The 15,235-nt window shown below is 69.7% G+C and carries 15 protein-coding genes; 8 read left to right on the top strand and 7 right to left on the bottom strand.

Translation table 11 applies throughout. The features are described 5' to 3' along the window. The first annotated feature begins 68 nt into the window (after positions 1-68). From OH768_RS06705 to OH768_RS06725, 5 genes are read left to right on the top strand one after another with little or no spacing between them, the layout of a single operon-like run. Positions 69-962, top strand: a complete 894-nt coding sequence (locus OH768_RS06705) for an ABC transporter permease (RefSeq protein WP_406451022.1) — start codon at positions 69-71, stop codon at positions 960-962. Continuing rightward, entirely contained in the window at positions 935-1,702 is a 768-nt protein-coding gene (locus OH768_RS06710) for an ABC transporter ATP-binding protein (protein ID WP_406451024.1), read from the top strand. The genes OH768_RS06705 and OH768_RS06710 overlap by 28 nt, the downstream gene beginning before the upstream one ends. Before the next feature lie 42 nt (positions 1,703-1,744). After that, a complete protein-coding gene (locus OH768_RS06715) occupies positions 1,745-2,770 on the top strand; it encodes an ABC transporter substrate-binding protein (RefSeq protein ID WP_406451026.1) in 1,026 nt (341 codons plus the stop codon). A 1-nt stretch (position 2,771) separates the two neighbouring features. Beyond that, entirely contained in the window at positions 2,772-3,914 is a 1,143-nt protein-coding gene (locus tag OH768_RS06720; RefSeq protein ID WP_406451028.1) for an LLM class flavin-dependent oxidoreductase, read from the top strand. A gap of 53 nt (positions 3,915-3,967) precedes the next feature. Further along, positions 3,968-5,044 (top strand): NAD(P)-binding domain-containing protein, encoded by a 1,077-nt coding sequence (locus OH768_RS06725; RefSeq protein ID WP_406451030.1) that lies wholly within the window; start codon positions 3,968-3,970, stop codon positions 5,042-5,044. 16 nt (positions 5,045-5,060) lie between these two features. Here OH768_RS06725 and OH768_RS06730 read toward each other — a convergent pair whose 3' ends face one another. The 3 genes from OH768_RS06730 to OH768_RS06740 all read right to left on the bottom strand — a co-directional run bounded on the left by OH768_RS06730 (position 5,061) and on the right by OH768_RS06740 (position 8,035). Then, positions 5,061-5,258 (bottom strand): hypothetical protein, encoded by a 198-nt coding sequence (locus OH768_RS06730; protein ID WP_406451032.1) that lies wholly within the window; start codon positions 5,256-5,258, stop codon positions 5,061-5,063. Between the two features lie 79 nt (positions 5,259-5,337). Continuing rightward, positions 5,338-6,183 carry an endolytic transglycosylase MltG gene (mltG, locus tag OH768_RS06735; RefSeq protein ID WP_406451034.1) on the bottom strand — a complete coding sequence of 282 codons (846 nt, stop codon included), beginning with the start codon at positions 6,181-6,183 and terminating at the stop codon, positions 5,338-5,340. A gap of 43 nt (positions 6,184-6,226) precedes the next feature. Further along, positions 6,227-8,035: an ABC transporter ATP-binding protein gene (locus OH768_RS06740; RefSeq protein ID WP_406451036.1), complete on the bottom strand. Its 1,809-nt coding sequence runs from the start codon at positions 8,033-8,035 to the stop codon at positions 6,227-6,229. A 130-nt stretch (positions 8,036-8,165) separates the two neighbouring features. Here OH768_RS06740 and OH768_RS06745 point away from each other — a divergent pair, with 130 nt between their 5' ends. Then, on the top strand, positions 8,166-8,633 hold the full coding sequence (locus OH768_RS06745) for a MarR family winged helix-turn-helix transcriptional regulator (RefSeq protein WP_406451038.1): 468 nt from the start codon (positions 8,166-8,168) through the stop codon (positions 8,631-8,633). Between the two features lie 21 nt (positions 8,634-8,654). On the opposite strand, the gene OH768_RS06750 is transcribed toward OH768_RS06745, so the two are convergent. Then, on the bottom strand, positions 8,655-9,293 hold the full coding sequence (locus tag OH768_RS06750; protein ID WP_406451040.1) for an HD domain-containing protein: 639 nt from the start codon (positions 9,291-9,293) through the stop codon (positions 8,655-8,657). Between the two features lie 96 nt (positions 9,294-9,389). Between OH768_RS06750 and OH768_RS06755 the strand changes: the two genes are divergently transcribed. Further along, positions 9,390-10,376 carry a GlxA family transcriptional regulator gene (locus tag OH768_RS06755; RefSeq protein ID WP_406451042.1) on the top strand — a complete coding sequence of 329 codons (987 nt, stop codon included), beginning with the start codon at positions 9,390-9,392 and terminating at the stop codon, positions 10,374-10,376. Between the two features lie 15 nt (positions 10,377-10,391). Here the strand turns inward: OH768_RS06755 and OH768_RS06760 are convergent, their stop codons facing one another. Continuing rightward, entirely contained in the window at positions 10,392-11,051 is a 660-nt protein-coding gene (locus OH768_RS06760; RefSeq protein WP_406451044.1) for a TetR family transcriptional regulator, read from the bottom strand. 59 nt (positions 11,052-11,110) lie between these two features. On the opposite strand from OH768_RS06760, the gene OH768_RS06765 reads away from it, so the two are divergent. Beyond that, the gene (locus OH768_RS06765; RefSeq protein ID WP_406451046.1) at positions 11,111-11,971 is read left to right on the top strand and encodes an SDR family NAD(P)-dependent oxidoreductase; all 861 of its coding nucleotides are present in this window, start codon (positions 11,111-11,113) and stop codon (positions 11,969-11,971) included. A gap of 64 nt (positions 11,972-12,035) precedes the next feature. Here the strand turns inward: OH768_RS06765 and OH768_RS06770 are convergent, their stop codons facing one another. Together OH768_RS06770 and OH768_RS06775 are read right to left on the bottom strand one after the other, a co-directional pair. After that, the gene (locus OH768_RS06770) at positions 12,036-13,436 is read right to left on the bottom strand and encodes a cation:dicarboxylate symporter family transporter (protein WP_406451048.1); all 1,401 of its coding nucleotides are present in this window, start codon (positions 13,434-13,436) and stop codon (positions 12,036-12,038) included. A 174-nt stretch (positions 13,437-13,610) separates the two neighbouring features. After that, the gene (locus OH768_RS06775; RefSeq protein ID WP_406451050.1) at positions 13,611-15,230 is read right to left on the bottom strand and encodes a peptide-N4-asparagine amidase; all 1,620 of its coding nucleotides are present in this window, start codon (positions 15,228-15,230) and stop codon (positions 13,611-13,613) included. Between the last annotated feature and the right edge of the window lie 5 nt (positions 15,231-15,235).

A 15,235-nucleotide genomic window follows, 5' to 3' on the forward strand; every position in this document is an offset into this window, starting at 1 on the left:
CGTGACGTGGCGGCGTTGAGGCGTATCCCCTTCCTCACCGGACGCTCTCCCCACTCCGTGGAGCACCCATGAGCATCAGCCATGCGCCACCCGGCTCCTCCGGGCCCGACATTTCCCGTATATCCACCTCGAAGACCGGCCCGGACGACCGCGCGCCCCTCGATCTCGTCCCCCTCGTCCCCACCTCCTCCCGCCGCACCCGCGTCCCCCGCTGGCTGCGCCGCACCACCGGCCCGCTCGCACTGCTCGCCTTGTGGCAACTCCTCAGCGGCACCAGTGTGTTGACCTCCGACGTGCTCGCCTCGCCCGGGCGGATCGCTCATGTCGGCTGGGATCTGATCGACAGCGGTTCGCTGCCCTCGGCCATGGCCACCTCGCTCCAGCGCGTCGCGATCGGACTGCTGCTCGGCACCGTCATCGGCACCGGACTCGCCCTCGTCTCCGGTCTGTTCAGGATCGGCGAGGACCTGGTCGACGCGCCCGTGCAGATGCTGCGGACCGTGCCCTTCGTGGGGCTGATCCCGCTGTTCATCATCTGGTTCGGTATCGGCGAGGCTCCCAAGGTCGCCATCATCACGCTTGGTGTGACCTTCCCGCTGTATCTCAACGTCTACGCCGGAATCCGGGGCGTGGACAGCCAGTTGATCGAGGCCGGCGAGTCGCTGGGGCTGTCCCGCTGGGGGCTGGTGCGGCATGTGGTGCTGCCGGGCGCGCTGCCCAACGCGATGACCGGGCTGCGCTACTCCCTCGGTATCGCCTGGCTGGCGCTCGTCTTCGCCGAGCAGATCAACGCGGACGCCGGGATCGGCTTCCTCATGGTGCAGGCGCGGGACTTCCTGCAGACCGACGTGATCGTGGTCTGTCTGATCGTCTACGCCTTCCTCGGCCTGCTGGCCGACTTCGTCGTACGAACCCTCGAAAGGCTGCTGCTGCAATGGCGACCGACGTTCACGGGCCGGTGACCGCACGATCGGCGGCTGAGGCGCCGGCGACCGCGCAGGCGGTACGGGTCGAGGGGCTGACCCGCTCCTTCGACGGCCGTCCCGTCATCGACAGGCTTCAACTCGTCGTACGGCAGGGCGAGTTCGTGGCACTGCTCGGCCGCAGCGGCTGCGGCAAGTCCACGTTGCTGCGCATCCTCGCCGGGCTCGACCGGGACATCGAGGGCACCGTCCTCGTGCCGCGTCGCAAGGCCGTCGCGTTCCAGGCGCCCCGGCTGATGCCATGGAAGAAGGTGTGGCGCAACGTCCTGCTCGGGCTGCCCGGCAAGCCCGAACGGGCCGTGGCGGAACAGGCGTTGGCAGAGGTCGGGCTCGGGGACCACGCCGACGCCTGGCCCAAGACGCTGTCCGGCGGTGAGGCCCAGCGTGCCGCGCTGGCCCGTGCCCTGGTGCGCGAGCCCGATCTGCTGCTGCTCGACGAGCCGTTCGGCGCGCTCGACGCGCTCACCCGCATCAAGGCCCAGCGGCTGGTGGGCGAGCTGTGGCAACGGCGGGGCTGCGCCGTCCTGTTGGTGACCCACGACGTCGAGGAGGCCGTGCTGCTCGCCGACCGTGTCCTGGTGATGGACGACGGTGTCATCGCGCACGAGCAGCGCATCGACCTGGACCGCCCGCGTGACATCACCGAGCCCCGGTTCGCCGAACTACGCGCCGGGCTCCTGGAACGCCTCGGCGTCGACACGGCCGCCGAAGCCGCCTGAACTCCCCCCACTCAACGCTCACTTGCACAGAACGGATGCCCCATGCGACGTCGCCTCGTCCCCGCCGCACTGCTCCTCCCCTTCGCCCTCCTGCTCACCGCCTGCGGCGGCAACTCGTCCGCCAGCACGGGGACAGACACCGACGGCACGGGTTCCGTCACGCTCAATGTCGGTGACCAGAAGGGTGGTTCGGAGGCCATCCTGCGGGCCGCCGGTGAACTCAAGAGCCTCGACTACAAGATCAAGTGGTCCACGTTCACCTCCGGCCCGCCACTCCTGGAGGCCGTCAACGCCAAGGCCGTCGACATCGGCGGCGTCGGCAACACCCCGCCGGTGTTCGCCGCGGGCGCGGGATCCAAGATCAAGGTGGTGGCCGCCTGGCACGGCAACTCCGAGGGCGAGGCCATCCTCGTGCCGAAGGACTCCAAGCTGACCAGTCCCGCACAGCTCAAGGGCAAGTCCATCGCCGTGGCGCAGGGCTCCTCCGCGCACTACCAACTGATCGCCTCCCTCAAGGCGGCCGGACTGACCCTGAGCGACGTCAAGGTCAAGTACCTCCAGCCGGCCGACGCGCTGGCCGCGTTCACCAGCGGCAAGGTGGACGCCTGGACGGTGTGGGACCCGTACACCTCGCAGATCCTCGAAGCGAAGCAGGGCCGCATCCTGACGACCGGTCAGGGTCTGGTCAACGGGCTCAACTTCCAGGTGGCGGCGCCTTCCGCGCTGGCGGACGGCAAGAAGGCCGCGGCCATCAAGGACTATCTGGAGCGGCTGCGGCGCGCCCAGGACTGGGTCTACGACCACCCCGAGGCGTGGGCCAAGGTGTGGGCGAAGGACACCGGGCTGCCGTATGCGGTGGCGCTGGCCTCGGTGAAGCGCACCAACGCCTCCCGGATCGCGGTCGCCGTGGACAAGCCGCTGATTGCCTCGGAGCAGGCGATCGCGGACCAGTTCACCGCGTTGAAGCTGATCCCCGGCAAGGTTGATTTCGCCCAGTTCGTCGACACCCGTTTCAACGGCAGTCTGCCGGTCTCGACGACCGCGCCGCGCGTCTACAAGGAGAAGTGACATGACCGTCCGTCTCCACTGGTTCCTGCCGACCGGCGGCGACGGCCGTACGCTCGTCGACCGGCACGCCTACGGGCCCAACCGCGCGGGGTCGGTCCGCGGGGTGCGCCCGCCGGACATCGAGTACCTGGCCCAAATCGCCAAGGCGGCCGAGCAGTTGGGCTTCGAGGCGGTGCTGACGCCGACCGGCACCTGGTGCGAGGACGCCTGGCTGACCACCGTGGCGCTCGCGCAGCACACCGAGCGGCTGAAGTTCCTGGTGGCGTTCAGGCCGGGAGTGATCTCGCCGACGCTGGCCGCGCAGATGGCGGCGACCTATCAACGCCTCACGCGCGGGCGGCTGTTGCTCAATGTCGTGACCGGCGGCGACTCCGCCGAGCAGCGGCGCTTCGGCGACCATCTCGACCACGACCGGCGGTACGCCCGTACGGACGAGTTCCTGTCGGTCGTACGAGGGGTGTGGCGGGGAGAGCCGTACGACTTCGACGGTGTCCACTACCAGGTCGAGGGCGGGCTCACCGCGCTGCCGCCCGATCCGGTGCCGCAGGTGTTCTTCGGTGGTTCGTCGGCGGCGGCCGGGCCGGTGGCTGCCCGGCATGCGGACGTGTATCTCACCTGGGGAGAACCGCCGGCGCAGGTAAAGGAGAAGATCGACTGGATTCGCGGGCTCGGCGAGCGCGAGGGGCGGGACGTGCGGTTCGGGGTGCGGCTGCACACGATCTCGCGGGACTCGTCGGCCGAGGCGTGGGCGACCGCGAACCGGCTGCTCGACGACCTCGACGCGGACACGATCGCGGCGGCGCAGACCGCCCACGGGCGCAGCGAGTCGCTGGGCCAGCAGCGGATGCTGGCGCTGCACGGCGGTTCGCGCGACGAGTTGGAGATCCACCCGAACCTGTGGGCTGGGGTCGGTCTCGTCCGGGGCGGCGCGGGCACCGCGCTCGTGGGCAGCCATGCCGAGGTCGCCGATCTGATCGAGGAGTACCACTCGCTGGGTGTCGAGCACTTCGTGCTGTCCGGGTATCCGCATCTGGAGGAGGCCTACTGGTTCGGAGAGGGCGTGATTCCCGAGCTGGCGGCGCGCGGGCTGGTCGAGGGGGCGGCGCGGACGGGTGTGCCGTTCCTGGTGGGCGGCGGGCGCTGAGGGATCGGGAGCATTCCGGGAAGATCCACGGCCCCGGTTCTGTTCGTAGAAGCGTGAACAACCCTCGTGAGGTCGACGTGGTCGTCATAGGCGCCGGGCAGGCAGGACTCGCCGGCGCCTATCACCTGCGGCGCACAGGTTTCGAGCCGGAGCGCGACTTCGTGGTGCTGGACCACGCGCCCGCGCCGGGCGGCGCCTGGCAGTTCCGGTGGCCGTCACTGACGTACGGCAAGGTACACGGGATGCACGCGCTGCCGGGCATGGAACTCACCGACGCCGATCCGGCCCGCCCGTCCGCCGAGGTGATCGCCGCGTACTTCGCCGCCTACGAGCGCGCCTTCGACCTGCGGGTACGACGGCCGGTGGACGTGAAGGCGGTGCGGGAGGGCGAGGGCGGGCGGCTGCTCGTCGAGACGTCCGACGGGACCTGGTCGACGCGGGCGCTGATCAACGCGACCGGCACCTGGGACCGGCCGTTCTGGCCGCGCTATCCGGGTCAGGAGACGTTCCGGGGGCGGCAGTTGCACACCGCGCAGTATCCGGGGCCCGAGGAATTCGCCCGGCTGCGGGTGGTCGTGGTGGGCGGGGGCGCGTCCGGTACGCAGCATCTGATGGAGCTGGCCCCGTATGCGGCGGCGACGACGTGGGTGACCCGGCGTCCGCCGGTCTTCCGTGAGGGTCCGTTCACCGAGGACGTGGGACGGGCGGCCGTCGCGCTGGTGGAGGAGCGGGTGCGGCAGGGGCTGCCGCCGAGGAGCGTGGTCTCCGTGACCGGGCTGCCGTTGAACGACGCGATCCGGCAGGCCATCGCGGACGGAGTCCTGGACCGGCAGCCGATGTTCGACCGGATCACCCCCGACGGCGTGGACTGGGACGACGGCCGGCATGTGGACGCCGATGTCATCCTGTGGGCGACCGGCTTCCGGGCGGCGATCGACCACCTGGCACCGCTGAAGCTGCGCGGCCCGGGCGGCGGCATCCGCCTCGACGGCACCCGGGCGACCGCGGATCCGCGCATCCATCTCGTCGGCTACGGACCCTCCGCGAGCACCATCGGCGCCAACCGCGCGGGGCGTGCGGCCGTACGGGACATCAGACGACTGCTGGCCGGGGAGCCGATCGCGGTCTGAGGTCGTTCCGGCGGCGTCACTTCGTACGCGGGGCGGAGGCGTCGAAGGCACGCATGCCGTCGCTGATGCGCAGCTCCGACTCATCGGCTACGGGCTGCCCGCCAGCAGCTTCTACGGCGCCGGCCGCGTGGCCATGGGCGACATCAGGCAACTCCCCGCCGGAGAAACTGCCACCACCGAACACCGCCCCGCCCATCGCGGAGACCGTCCGCAAACGCCTCCGCGCAGCCCCACGGGACATCGGACGGCTGCTGGCCGGGGAGCCGGTGCCGTCTGACGCTGTCCCGGGCGGGTCACTTCGTGGGCTGCGAACTGCCGCTCTTCCGGGCCGCGTTGAACTCGGCGACGTTGCGCTGGTGTTCCTCGTAGGTGGCCGCGAAGCGGGTGTCGCCGGGCTTGACCGTGACGAAGTACAGCCAGTCGCCCGGGGGCGGGTTGATCGCGGCGCGCATCGCGTCCTCGCCCGGGTTGTCGATCGGGGTGGGCGGCAGGCCCATGCGCTGGTAGGAGTTGTAGGGGCTGTCGACCCGGGTGTCGCTCGTGGTCGTCCTCAACGTGGTGCGGTTGAGCGCGTAGTTGACGGTCGAGTCCATCTGCAGGGGCATCCCGCGTTCGAGGCGGTTGAAGATGACCCGGGCCACCTTCCCCATGTCGGCCTTGGAGGCCGCCTCGGCCTGCACGATGCTCGCGATGGTGACCGCCTGGTAGACGTTCATCGCGTTGCGCTGGGCGCCGGCGGCGACCGGGGCGCCGTTGAACTTCTGGCTCGCGGTGTTGACCATGAACGACAGCAGCGACTCCGGCGTGGCCTTCTCCTTCAGCGGATAGGTCGCCGGGAAGAGATAGCCCTCGGGGTTGCCCTCCGCGTCGTTCGGCAGCTTGAGGCCGGCCTTCGGGATGGACTTCTTGGTGGTGCCGGCCGGGAGCGCGAGGGCCTTGTCGACGGCTTCGTAGATCTGGCCCGAGCGCCAGCCCTCCGGGATGACCAGTGAGGTGGGGCGCGCGTCCCCTTCGTCCTCCAGGACGAGCAGCGGCACCGCCACGGCGGTGCCGGCCACGACGGCCCCGGTCGCGATGAGGGCGACCCGGCCCCGGCGGGTCAGTCGAATCGTGCTCCGTGGCGGAGTATTCATCTGCATGCGGGCACGGTAACCCGCATATCGTCACAATCCCGGCATATCTTCAGCTTGTCGGTTCCAGTTGGGCATCCCGGCGTACGAGAGCCGCGTACCGCCCGTCCAGTTCCAGCAGTTCTTCGTGCGTGCCCCGTTCCGCCACGTGCCCGGAGTCGAGGACCACGATCTGGTCCGCGCCGCGGATGGTGGACAGGCGGTGGGCGATGGTGAGCGTGGTGCGGTTGGCCGACAGGGCGTCGATGGCGTCCTGGACGGCCGCTTCGGTGCGGTTGTCGAGGGCGCTGGTCGCCTCGTCGAGGATGAGCACCGGCGGGTCGCGCAGGATCGTGCGCGCGATGGCCAGCCGCTGCTTCTCGCCGCCGGAGAACCGGTGGCCGCGCTCGCCGACGACCGTGTCGTACCCGTCGGGCAGGCCCGCGATGTGCTCGTGGATCTGCGCCGCTCGCGCCGCCGCATACAGCTCCTCGTCGGTGGCGTCCGGCTTCGCGAAGCGGAGGTTGTCGGCGACCGTGGCGTGGAAGAGGTACGTCTCCTGGGAGACGACGCCGACGGCACGCGCGAGCGTGTCGAAGTCCAGGTCGCGGACGTCGACCCCGTCGAGAGTGACCCGGCCGCCCGTCACGTCGTAGAGCCGGGGCGCGAGATAGCCGAGGGTCGACTTTCCGGCGCCGGTCGGGCCGACGATCGCGAGGCTGCTGCCGGCCGGGACGGTGATGTCGATGCCGTCGAGGATCGGACGGCGCTTGTCGTTGCTGTCGTATCGGAACTCGACCTCCTGGAAGGCGACTTCACCCTTGATGCTGTCCAGGTGGACCGGGTTCTCGCGTTCGGTGATGTCGATCGGGAGGTCGAGGTACTCGAAGATGCGGGCGAAGAGCGCCAGCGAGGTCTGGATCTGGACGCCGGTCGACAGCAGGCTGACGGCCGGGCGGAACAGGCCCTGCTGGAGCGAGACGAAGGCGACGATGGTGCCGATCGAGACGTCCGGGCCACCCATCTGGAGGGCGATTCCGGCGGTCCAGTAGATGACGGCGGGCATCGCGGCCATGACGATCGAGATGACGGCCATGCGCCAGCGTCCCGCCATGTTCGACCTGACTTCCAGGTCGACCAGGCCCTCGGACTCCTCGGAGAAGGACTGGGTGAGCGAGTCGGAGCGGCCCATGGTGCGGCCGAGCAGGATGCCACTGACGGACAGCGACTCGGTGACCGTCGCGGCCATCACCGCCATCTGCTTCTGGCGCTGGGTGGCGATCTTCTTGCGTTCGTTGCCGACCCTGCGGCTGATCCACACGAAGACCGGGAGCAGCAGCAGCGAGACGACGGTGAGCCGCCAGTCCAGGGCGATCATCGCGATGATCGTGGCGACCACGCTGGTCAGGTTGGAGACCAGGGAGGTGGCCGTGGAGGTGACGGTGGCCTGCATGCCGCCGATGTCGTTGGCTATACGGGACTGGACCTCGCCGGTGCGGGTCCGGGTGAAGAAGGCGAGCGACATGCGCTGCAGCCGACCGTAGACCGCCGTGCGCAGGTCGTGCATGACGCGCTGGCCGACCGTCGTGGAGATCAGGGTCTGCAGGACGCCGAAGATGCTGGTCAGGACGGCGCTCAGGATCATGCCGAGCGCGAGCAGGCTCAGCAGTCCGGTGCGGCCCTGCGGGATGGCGACGTCCAGCGTCTCCTTCAGCAGGAACGGGGTCGCCACAGTGACCAGGGACGCGGCGCCGACCAGGAGGCCGACGACCGTGAGCCGGGCGCGGTAGGGCTTGAAGAGCCTGAGGATGCGGCGCACCTGCCGGGGTTGGTCGGTCGAGGTGCCTGGGGACGGTGTCCATCTGATTTCGTCGCGGGGCATGGTCTCCTACGGATGGTGAGGCGATCAGGACTGGTCAGGCGCTCAGAGCTCGTGGAGCGATGAGACCTCGTGGAGCATAGCTCATTGTTACCTATACTCACAATGAACCAGGTCCTGATATTGTTCCCACATGACCACCCCCGATTCCGACGGCCTCCTCGCGGAGCAGCTGCTGCGGCTCACCCGCCGGGTGCACCGGATCCAGAAGCGCCATCTGGAGCAGCGCGACCTCGGTATCACCCCGGCCCAGTCCCGGCTGCTGCGCACCCTCGCGCACTTCGGCTCGCCGCCACGCATGGCCGACCTCGCGGAGCGCCTCGAGGTGGTGCCGCGTGCCGTGACGACACTGGTCGACGGCCTGGAGGCGAGCGGCAAGGTGCGGCGGGTGCCCGACCCGTCCAACCGGCGGGTCATCCGGATCGAGATCACGGACGACGGCCGCAAGGCGCTCAGCGAGCTGCGGAGTGCGCGGCGGGGCGCCGCGGACGAGATCCTCGCGCCGCTCACGGATGTGGAGCGCGAGGTGTTGCGGACCTTGCTGGACACGCTGGTGGACGGAGCGCCCGGCGCCCATGAGGAGCACGGGCGGACCTGCTGACCACCGGCGGTCGCCACGGCGTCACTCCGGCCAGTCCGAGTCCTTGATCTTCTCGACGAAGTCGCCGCGCACGAAGCCCGGTACGAAGTGGGCCAGGACATCCGCCTTGATGTTGCCGAAGGTGGTCTCGGGGCGGTCCTTGACGCCCTCGGTGAAGGCGGCGAGGATCCCGTTCTTGAAGTCCGGGCGGGGATGCGCCGCCACGACGGCCGCGCGCTGCTCGTCGGAGACGGCGTGGTAGCCGATACCCAGGACGTCCAGCTCCACGCCACGGGTGACCGGCGCGATCTCGGGCGCCATGCGCAGCGGGATCTCCGGTGTGGTGTGCAGGGCGATGCTCGTCCAGACCCGGTCGGCCGGCTCGCCGGCGATGCCGTGGGCGCGCAGGAAGCGGCGCGCCTCGTCGGCACCGTCGATCTCGAAGCGCTGGTCGGTGCGGCGGAACTTCTCGGTGAGCCCCAGGTCGTGGAACATCGCGCCCACGTAGAGCAGCTCGGGGTCGTAGTCGAGCCGCTGCTCCCGGCCGCGCAGGGCTCCCCACAGGAACACCCGCCGGGAGTGGGCGAACACCAGCGGCAGTGCGGCCTCGCGCACCAGCTCGGTCGCCTCCCGCACCAGAGCGGTGTCCGGGATCTCCACGCCTGCGATCACTTCATTCATCGTTCTTCCCTCTCCTCGATGGCCCGTGTCTCCAGGATCTTCGGCGGAGTACGCTGGGGCCATGTCCTCAGAGCCACGAAAACCACGGATTCGGACATGACGGCGACCGCGGGCGGGCCTCATCGCGTGGGATTCGTCGTCTTCGACGGCGTGACCATGCTCGACGTCAGCGGCCCCGCCGAGGTGCTGCACCAGTCGGGCAAGCTCGGGCACCCGTACGAACTGGTGCTGGTGTCTCCCGGCGGCGGACCGGTGACCGCCGCCAACGGGCTGACGCTGAGCGGCACGGTGACCGCGCTCGACGCCGGGCCGGTCGGGACAGTCGTGGTGGCCGGGGGCGACCGGCTGGCCCAACAGCCCGCCGAGGAGGAGCTGTTGAGCACGACCCGCACCCTCGCCGATCGGACCTCACGGGTCACGTCCGTCTGCACGGGCGCCTTCGTCCTCGCCGAACTCGGCCTGCTCGACGGCCGTTCGGCCACGACCCACTGGCGGCAGGCCGCGACTCTGGCCCGCCGTTATCCCCGGGTTCACGTCGAGCCGGACGCCATCCACATCCGCGACGGGCGGTTCGTCACCTCGGCGGGCATCAGTGCCGGGATCGATCTGGCGCTCGCGCTCGTCGAGGACGACCACGGAGCGGCCGTGGCCCGGGAGGTCGCACGCGAGCTGGTCGTCTTCATGCAACGCCCGGGCGGCCAGTCGCAGTTCTCCGCGGCGACCACCACCCCGCCACCGCGCACCGATCCCCTACGGTCGCTGATCGCGGCCGTGCTGGCCGACCCCGCCGCCGATCACAACCTGCCCGCCATGGCGGCGACCGCGGCCGTCAGCACACGGCACCTGACCCGACTCTTCCGCACCGAACTCGGCACCACACCCGCCCGTTGGGTCGAACGGGTCCGTCTCGACCGCGCCCAGCACCTTCTCCTCGAAGGCCACAGCGTCACCTCCGCGGCACACCACAGCGGGCTCGGCACCGACGAGACCCTCCGCCGCGCCTTCGCCCGCCATCTGGACACCACACCGACGCACTACCGCAGCCGTTTCGCGAGCACGCACGGCCGTACGCCCACACCATGAGCCCCCGGTTTCGCCTCACGTCGCGGTAGACCGCATCCCCTCCAGCAACGCGCTCAGGATGCGGGCGAGTTGGGGTTCGACGTCGACCACCGCGTGCGCCAGCTCGGGGCGGGTCTCATAGAGCGCACGGAGGCCGGTGCCCGGGGCCGCCATCTGCCACAGCGCCCCGGCCATGCTCGTGGCCGTGGCGACCACATCGATGGCGGCGCGTTCGGTGATCGCGAACAGTCGGCACAACTCGGCTGCCAACGCGGCGACTTCACCGAGTACGACCGTCTTGAACTCGTACACGGACTCCATGGAGACATTGCGTTCCAGGTTCAACGGCGCCTGGGCCAGCAGGTCGCAGAAGAACGGCCGCGCTACGAGCGACTGCGCGACGACGGCCGCGACCGCGCCGGGATCCGCGTCGACGAACTCGCGTAGCCGCGCGCGGAGCGCTCCCGACCAGTCCTCCCAGCCCTCGGCGGTCAGCGCCAGGAAGATCTGCTCCCTCGTCTCGAAGTACCGCAGCATGGCGGACTTGTGCATGCCCACGGCCGCGGCGATGTCCGTGAGCGTTACCTCGCGGACGCTGCGATCGGCGCCGAGGGACCGGGCGGCATCGAGAATCGCCCGCTCACGCTGCTGCTTGGCCGCGGCGCTGCGGGCGCGTTGCGGGCTGGGCGTGCTCATGACGCAGAGCATAGCGCAACCCGGTTGCACTAATAACGAAACAGTGTTTTGCTAGACCCATGACACAGACATGGTTCATCACCGGTTCATCCCGCGGCTTCGGCCGCAGCCTCACCGTTGCCGCCCTGGAAGCCGGCGACCGGGTCGTCGCCACGGCACGCAAGCCGGAGCAGTTGGACGACCTCGTGAAGGAGTACGGCGACCGCGTACTGCCCGTCGCGCTCGACGTCACCGACCGAGCGGCGGCAACGGCCGCTCTACAAGCCGGAGTCGACCGCTTCGACGGGATCGACGTGGTCGTGAACAACGCCGGGTACGCCAACCTCTCCCCGATCGAGACGACCCCCGAGGAGGACTTCCGCCGCCAGTTCGACACGAACTTCTGGGGGGTCTACAACGTCTCGACGGCAGCACTCCCGTTCCTCAAGGCGCAGGGCGCCGGCACGGTCGTACAGTTCTCGTCCGTCGGCGGCCGGGTCGGCGGGAACCCCGGGCTCGGCTCGTACCAGGCGGCGAAGTTCGCGGTCGACGGCTTCACCCGCGTCCTCGCGGCCGAGACCGCGCCGTTCGGCATCAGGTACCTCGTCGTGGAACCGGCCGGCTTCGCGACCGACTGGGCCGGATCGTCGATGCAGATCCCGGATGTGGCTCCGGAGTACGACGAGACCGTCGGCGCGATGATCCGCCTCTTCGACGGTCCCGTGGCCGCCGCGGGCGATCCGAAGCGCGCCGGGGAGATCCTGGTCCGGATCGTCAAGCAGCCGGCCCTGCCCTCCCACCTCCTCCTGGGCGCCGCCGCCGTGGAGCTCGCGCAGAACTACTCCCACGACCAGATCGCACAGGCAACCGCATGGGAACCGGTGAGCCGCTCGGCGGACTTCGACCAGCCCTACCCGGTCGAGCTCGTCGACCACGCATAGAAGAACGGGCCGCGATCCCCCGCCACATGGGCGGATCAGGAGCCGCGACCCGTCACAACAGGGGTCAACTGGCCTCGGACGCCGGCTCCTTGACGAGTTGCGCGGGGATCTCCGCGTCCGCCTCCACATCGTTCTCCACAACGTCGTTCTCCACGACATCGTCTTCTACGACCGCGATCTCGCCGTCGAGGACCTTCTTCGCCCGCTCGATGTCCAGCGCGCCTTCCCAGCGGGAGACCGCGAAGACGGCGACGCAGTTGCCGAGGAGGTTGGTGACGACACGCATCGAGTCCATGATGCGGTCCACACCGAGAAGCAGGGCGACCGCGCCGGCCGGGATCGCGCCCAGCGAGGAAGCGGTCGCGGACAGGGCGAGGAAGGCTGAACCGGGGATGCCGGCCATGCCCTTGCTGGTGAGCATGAGTACCAGGATCACGGTGATCTGCTGGCCGAGGCTGAGGTCGACGCCGACGGCCTGGGCGATGAACAGCGTGCCGATGGACAGGTAGAGGGAGGCGCCGTCGAGGTTGAAGGAGTAGCCGGTGGGCAGCACCAGGCCCACCGCGTCGTCACGGGCGCCGGCCTTGCGCAGCTTCTGCATCACGCGCGGCATGACGGACTCGGTGGAGGCGGTGCCGAGCGCGAGGAGCATCTCCTCACGGATGTAGCGGAGGAACTTCCACAGGCTGAGCCCGGTGACCAGCCGCAGCGCGACGGCGAGCAGCGCGACGAAGAGCGCGGCGGCGACGTAGCAGAGGATGATCAGCTTGGCGTAGGTCTTGATCACGCCGAGCCCGTACTGGCCGACGAGGACGGCCATCGCGCCGAACACGGCGAGCGGGGCGAGCCGCATGACGAAGCCGACGATCGCGAAGATGATCTCCTGGGCCTGCTCGATCGCGGGCAGGACCTTCGGCACCTTGGTGTTGCCGAGGTGGAGCAGCGCGGCGCCCACCAGGCAGGCCAGGATGAGGACTTGGAGCAGCGAGTTCTCGGCGAAGGCGCCCACGAAGCTGGTGGGCAGCGCGTTGACGATGAACTCGGTCGTCGAGGGCAGCGCGGCACCGCCCGTCTTCGCGTCCACCGCCGAGGTGTTGAGGGTGGACGGGTCGACGTGCATTCCGGAGCCGGGCTGGACCACGTTGCCGAGGACAAGGCCGATGATCAGCGCCGCGGTGCTGGCGACCTCGAACCAGATCAGTGCCTTGAGGCCGATCCGGCCGAAGGCCTTGAGGTCACCGGCCTTGGCGATGCCTACGACGACCACACAGAACACGAGCGGCGAGATGATCGTCTTGATCAGCCGGGTGAATCCGTCGCCGAGGGGCTGGAAGTCCGTGGCCACGTCGGGCCACAGCTTTCCGACGAGGATTCCGAGGACGAGCGCGCAGGCGACCTGCGCGAAGAGAGAGGTACGCAATATGCGTGCGACGCGTCGCGGCAGGGACGGGACGGACGGCGGCACGGGCACTCCTTGGAGGGGGGACGGTCGTTCGCGGAAGTCGAGTGGGGTGACTTCTGCGATACGGAAAGTGGCTTCCGGTGGATCACTTTGGAGCCGTCGTTGATCCCCTGGAAAACCTCCGTGTGACAGCCGTGTAAAACACGCACCTGAGTGACGCGTCGCACGCACGACGGCTCAGCAGCCGCTGCGGTCCTCGGTCAGCACCCCCTGCGCGGTCGCCAGCGAACGGTCGTAGCAGCCGCCCGAGCCGTACAGCCGATAGCGTTCGCTCGACGTCCCGACGGCATGCCGCTGATCACGGGGCACATTGAGCGTGTACGTCGCGTCCCCGCTGTAGGTGTCGTCGAACCGCGACCATCCGGTCCGCCGCCCGTCCCGCGTGTCGACGACCGCCGCCCGGTCGCCGAGCGTGAGAACGGTACGCAGCCGGTCGTCCGTCCCGATCGTCGTCGCACCGTTCATCGTGTACGTCCGATGTGTGGCCGTCGTCCGGGCCGGTCCCCGTCCGTCGACGGTCACCGACTCGTCGTCCGTCCAGGTCGCGTCGAGCCCGTCCATGTTCTCGCCGTCGATCCAGCGGTGCACGGAGGTGTTCGTGAGCTTCCGGTCGACAGTGGTCGCCACCCGCCCGTGCGAGGTGTCGACGTAACCGGCGACGGTAAGCCGATGACCCGCGTCGGTGTCCACGCGTTCCTCCGAACCGGGCGTGTACGTCGAGGAGTTGGCGGGCTCGCCAGCCCTGTCCAGCGTGAGCTTTCCGGTGACATGGGCGCGCTGCGCGTCCTGCCAGACGAGCACGTTCACCGGCGCGCTCCAACCGCTCTGCCCCTCGGGCACGCCCACGACGGAGACGTCGACATGGTGCGGGCGGCCGTCGTCGAGCAGCCCGGCGAAGGGTGTGAGGTCGTATTCGATCGGCTTGACGTCGAAGGCGCGGGGGCCCGGAATGACGTACCAGAGGAAGGGGTCCGACCAGCCGCCGGTCCACACGTTCGGGAACGGCGCGGCGATTCCGGCGAGTTGGCCGTCGACCTTGATCTGCACCTCGCGGTAGGGGCCCTTGTCGGCCTGGCAGGAGTACGGCGCCGAGTCGGGCACCGCGAGATACCAGAACTCCTCGCAGCCGCCGCCGGATCCCGTGGCGTACACCTCGGCGACGATGCGTTCGCTGTTGCGCGGGGTGGTGACGGTCGAGTCGGTGCCGAGGGTGAGGACGCGGTCGGGGGTCTGCGCCGCCGCGGGTCTCCCCTCGTAGAACGTCAGCGTGGCCTTGACGCCGATGACTCCGGTGTAGGTGTCGTCGACGACGTTGCCGATGAGCATCTCGACGTTCTGTGTGCTGCGGAAGGTGGCGCTGTAGCGCGTGACGTCCTTCTCGACGGACCACGCGATGCCGTCGGGCGAGGGCTCCGGTGTCGAGGTGCGCAGGATCTCGACCCCGCCGACATGCAGGTAGCCGAGCCGGTCGTACTGGCGCCCCTTGACCGTGCCGTCGAGGCGGAGCACGACCTTGCTCCAGTGGTCGCCGCAGGCCTTGGGCGGTGCGTAGGTGCCCTCGTAGGGGGTGAAGTCGCGGAACTCGGTGTCGGCGAGGGTGACTTGGCAGGACTTGGCGGCGGGCCTGGCGATGGGTGGGGCGGCGGTCAAGGGGTCGTGCCAGTCGGTGCCGAACTCGGCGGGGACATCGACTGACGGGGTCTTCCCATCGGCCGCCCGGGCGGGGCTCACGCCTAGAAGGGCGCTCGCCAGGAGGGTCGCCCCGGCGAGCATGGACATGACTATCCGGCTTCTCATGGGCG

The sequence above is a fragment of the Streptomyces sp. NBC_01622 genome, assembly GCF_045209635.1.
Lineage (GTDB): Bacteria > Actinomycetota > Actinomycetes > Streptomycetales > Streptomycetaceae > Streptomyces.

Coding starts and splice junctions, on each gene's coding strand:
- OH768_RS06705 (WP_406451022.1), top strand. CDS start 69: ATGAGCATCAGCCATGCGCCACCCGGCTCCTCCGGGCCCGACATTTCC.
- OH768_RS06710 (WP_406451024.1), top strand. CDS start 935: ATGGCGACCGACGTTCACGGGCCGGTGACCGCACGATCGGCGGCTGAG.
- OH768_RS06715 (WP_406451026.1), top strand. CDS start 1,745: ATGCGACGTCGCCTCGTCCCCGCCGCACTGCTCCTCCCCTTCGCCCTC.
- OH768_RS06720 (WP_406451028.1), top strand. CDS start 2,772: ATGACCGTCCGTCTCCACTGGTTCCTGCCGACCGGCGGCGACGGCCGT.
- mltG (WP_406451034.1), bottom strand. CDS start 6,183: ATGCAGATGAATACTCCGCCACGGAGCACGATTCGACTGACCCGCCGG.
- OH768_RS06740 (WP_406451036.1), bottom strand. CDS start 8,035: ATGCCCCGCGACGAAATCAGATGGACACCGTCCCCAGGCACCTCGACC.
- OH768_RS06745 (WP_406451038.1), top strand. CDS start 8,166: ATGACCACCCCCGATTCCGACGGCCTCCTCGCGGAGCAGCTGCTGCGG.
- OH768_RS06750 (WP_406451040.1), bottom strand. CDS start 9,293: ATGAATGAAGTGATCGCAGGCGTGGAGATCCCGGACACCGCTCTGGTG.
- OH768_RS06755 (WP_406451042.1), top strand. CDS start 9,390: ATGACGGCGACCGCGGGCGGGCCTCATCGCGTGGGATTCGTCGTCTTC.
- OH768_RS06760 (WP_406451044.1), bottom strand. CDS start 11,051: ATGAGCACGCCCAGCCCGCAACGCGCCCGCAGCGCCGCGGCCAAGCAG.
- OH768_RS06765 (WP_406451046.1), top strand. CDS start 11,111: ATGACACAGACATGGTTCATCACCGGTTCATCCCGCGGCTTCGGCCGC.
- OH768_RS06775 (WP_406451050.1), bottom strand. CDS start 15,230: ATGAGAAGCCGGATAGTCATGTCCATGCTCGCCGGGGCGACCCTCCTG.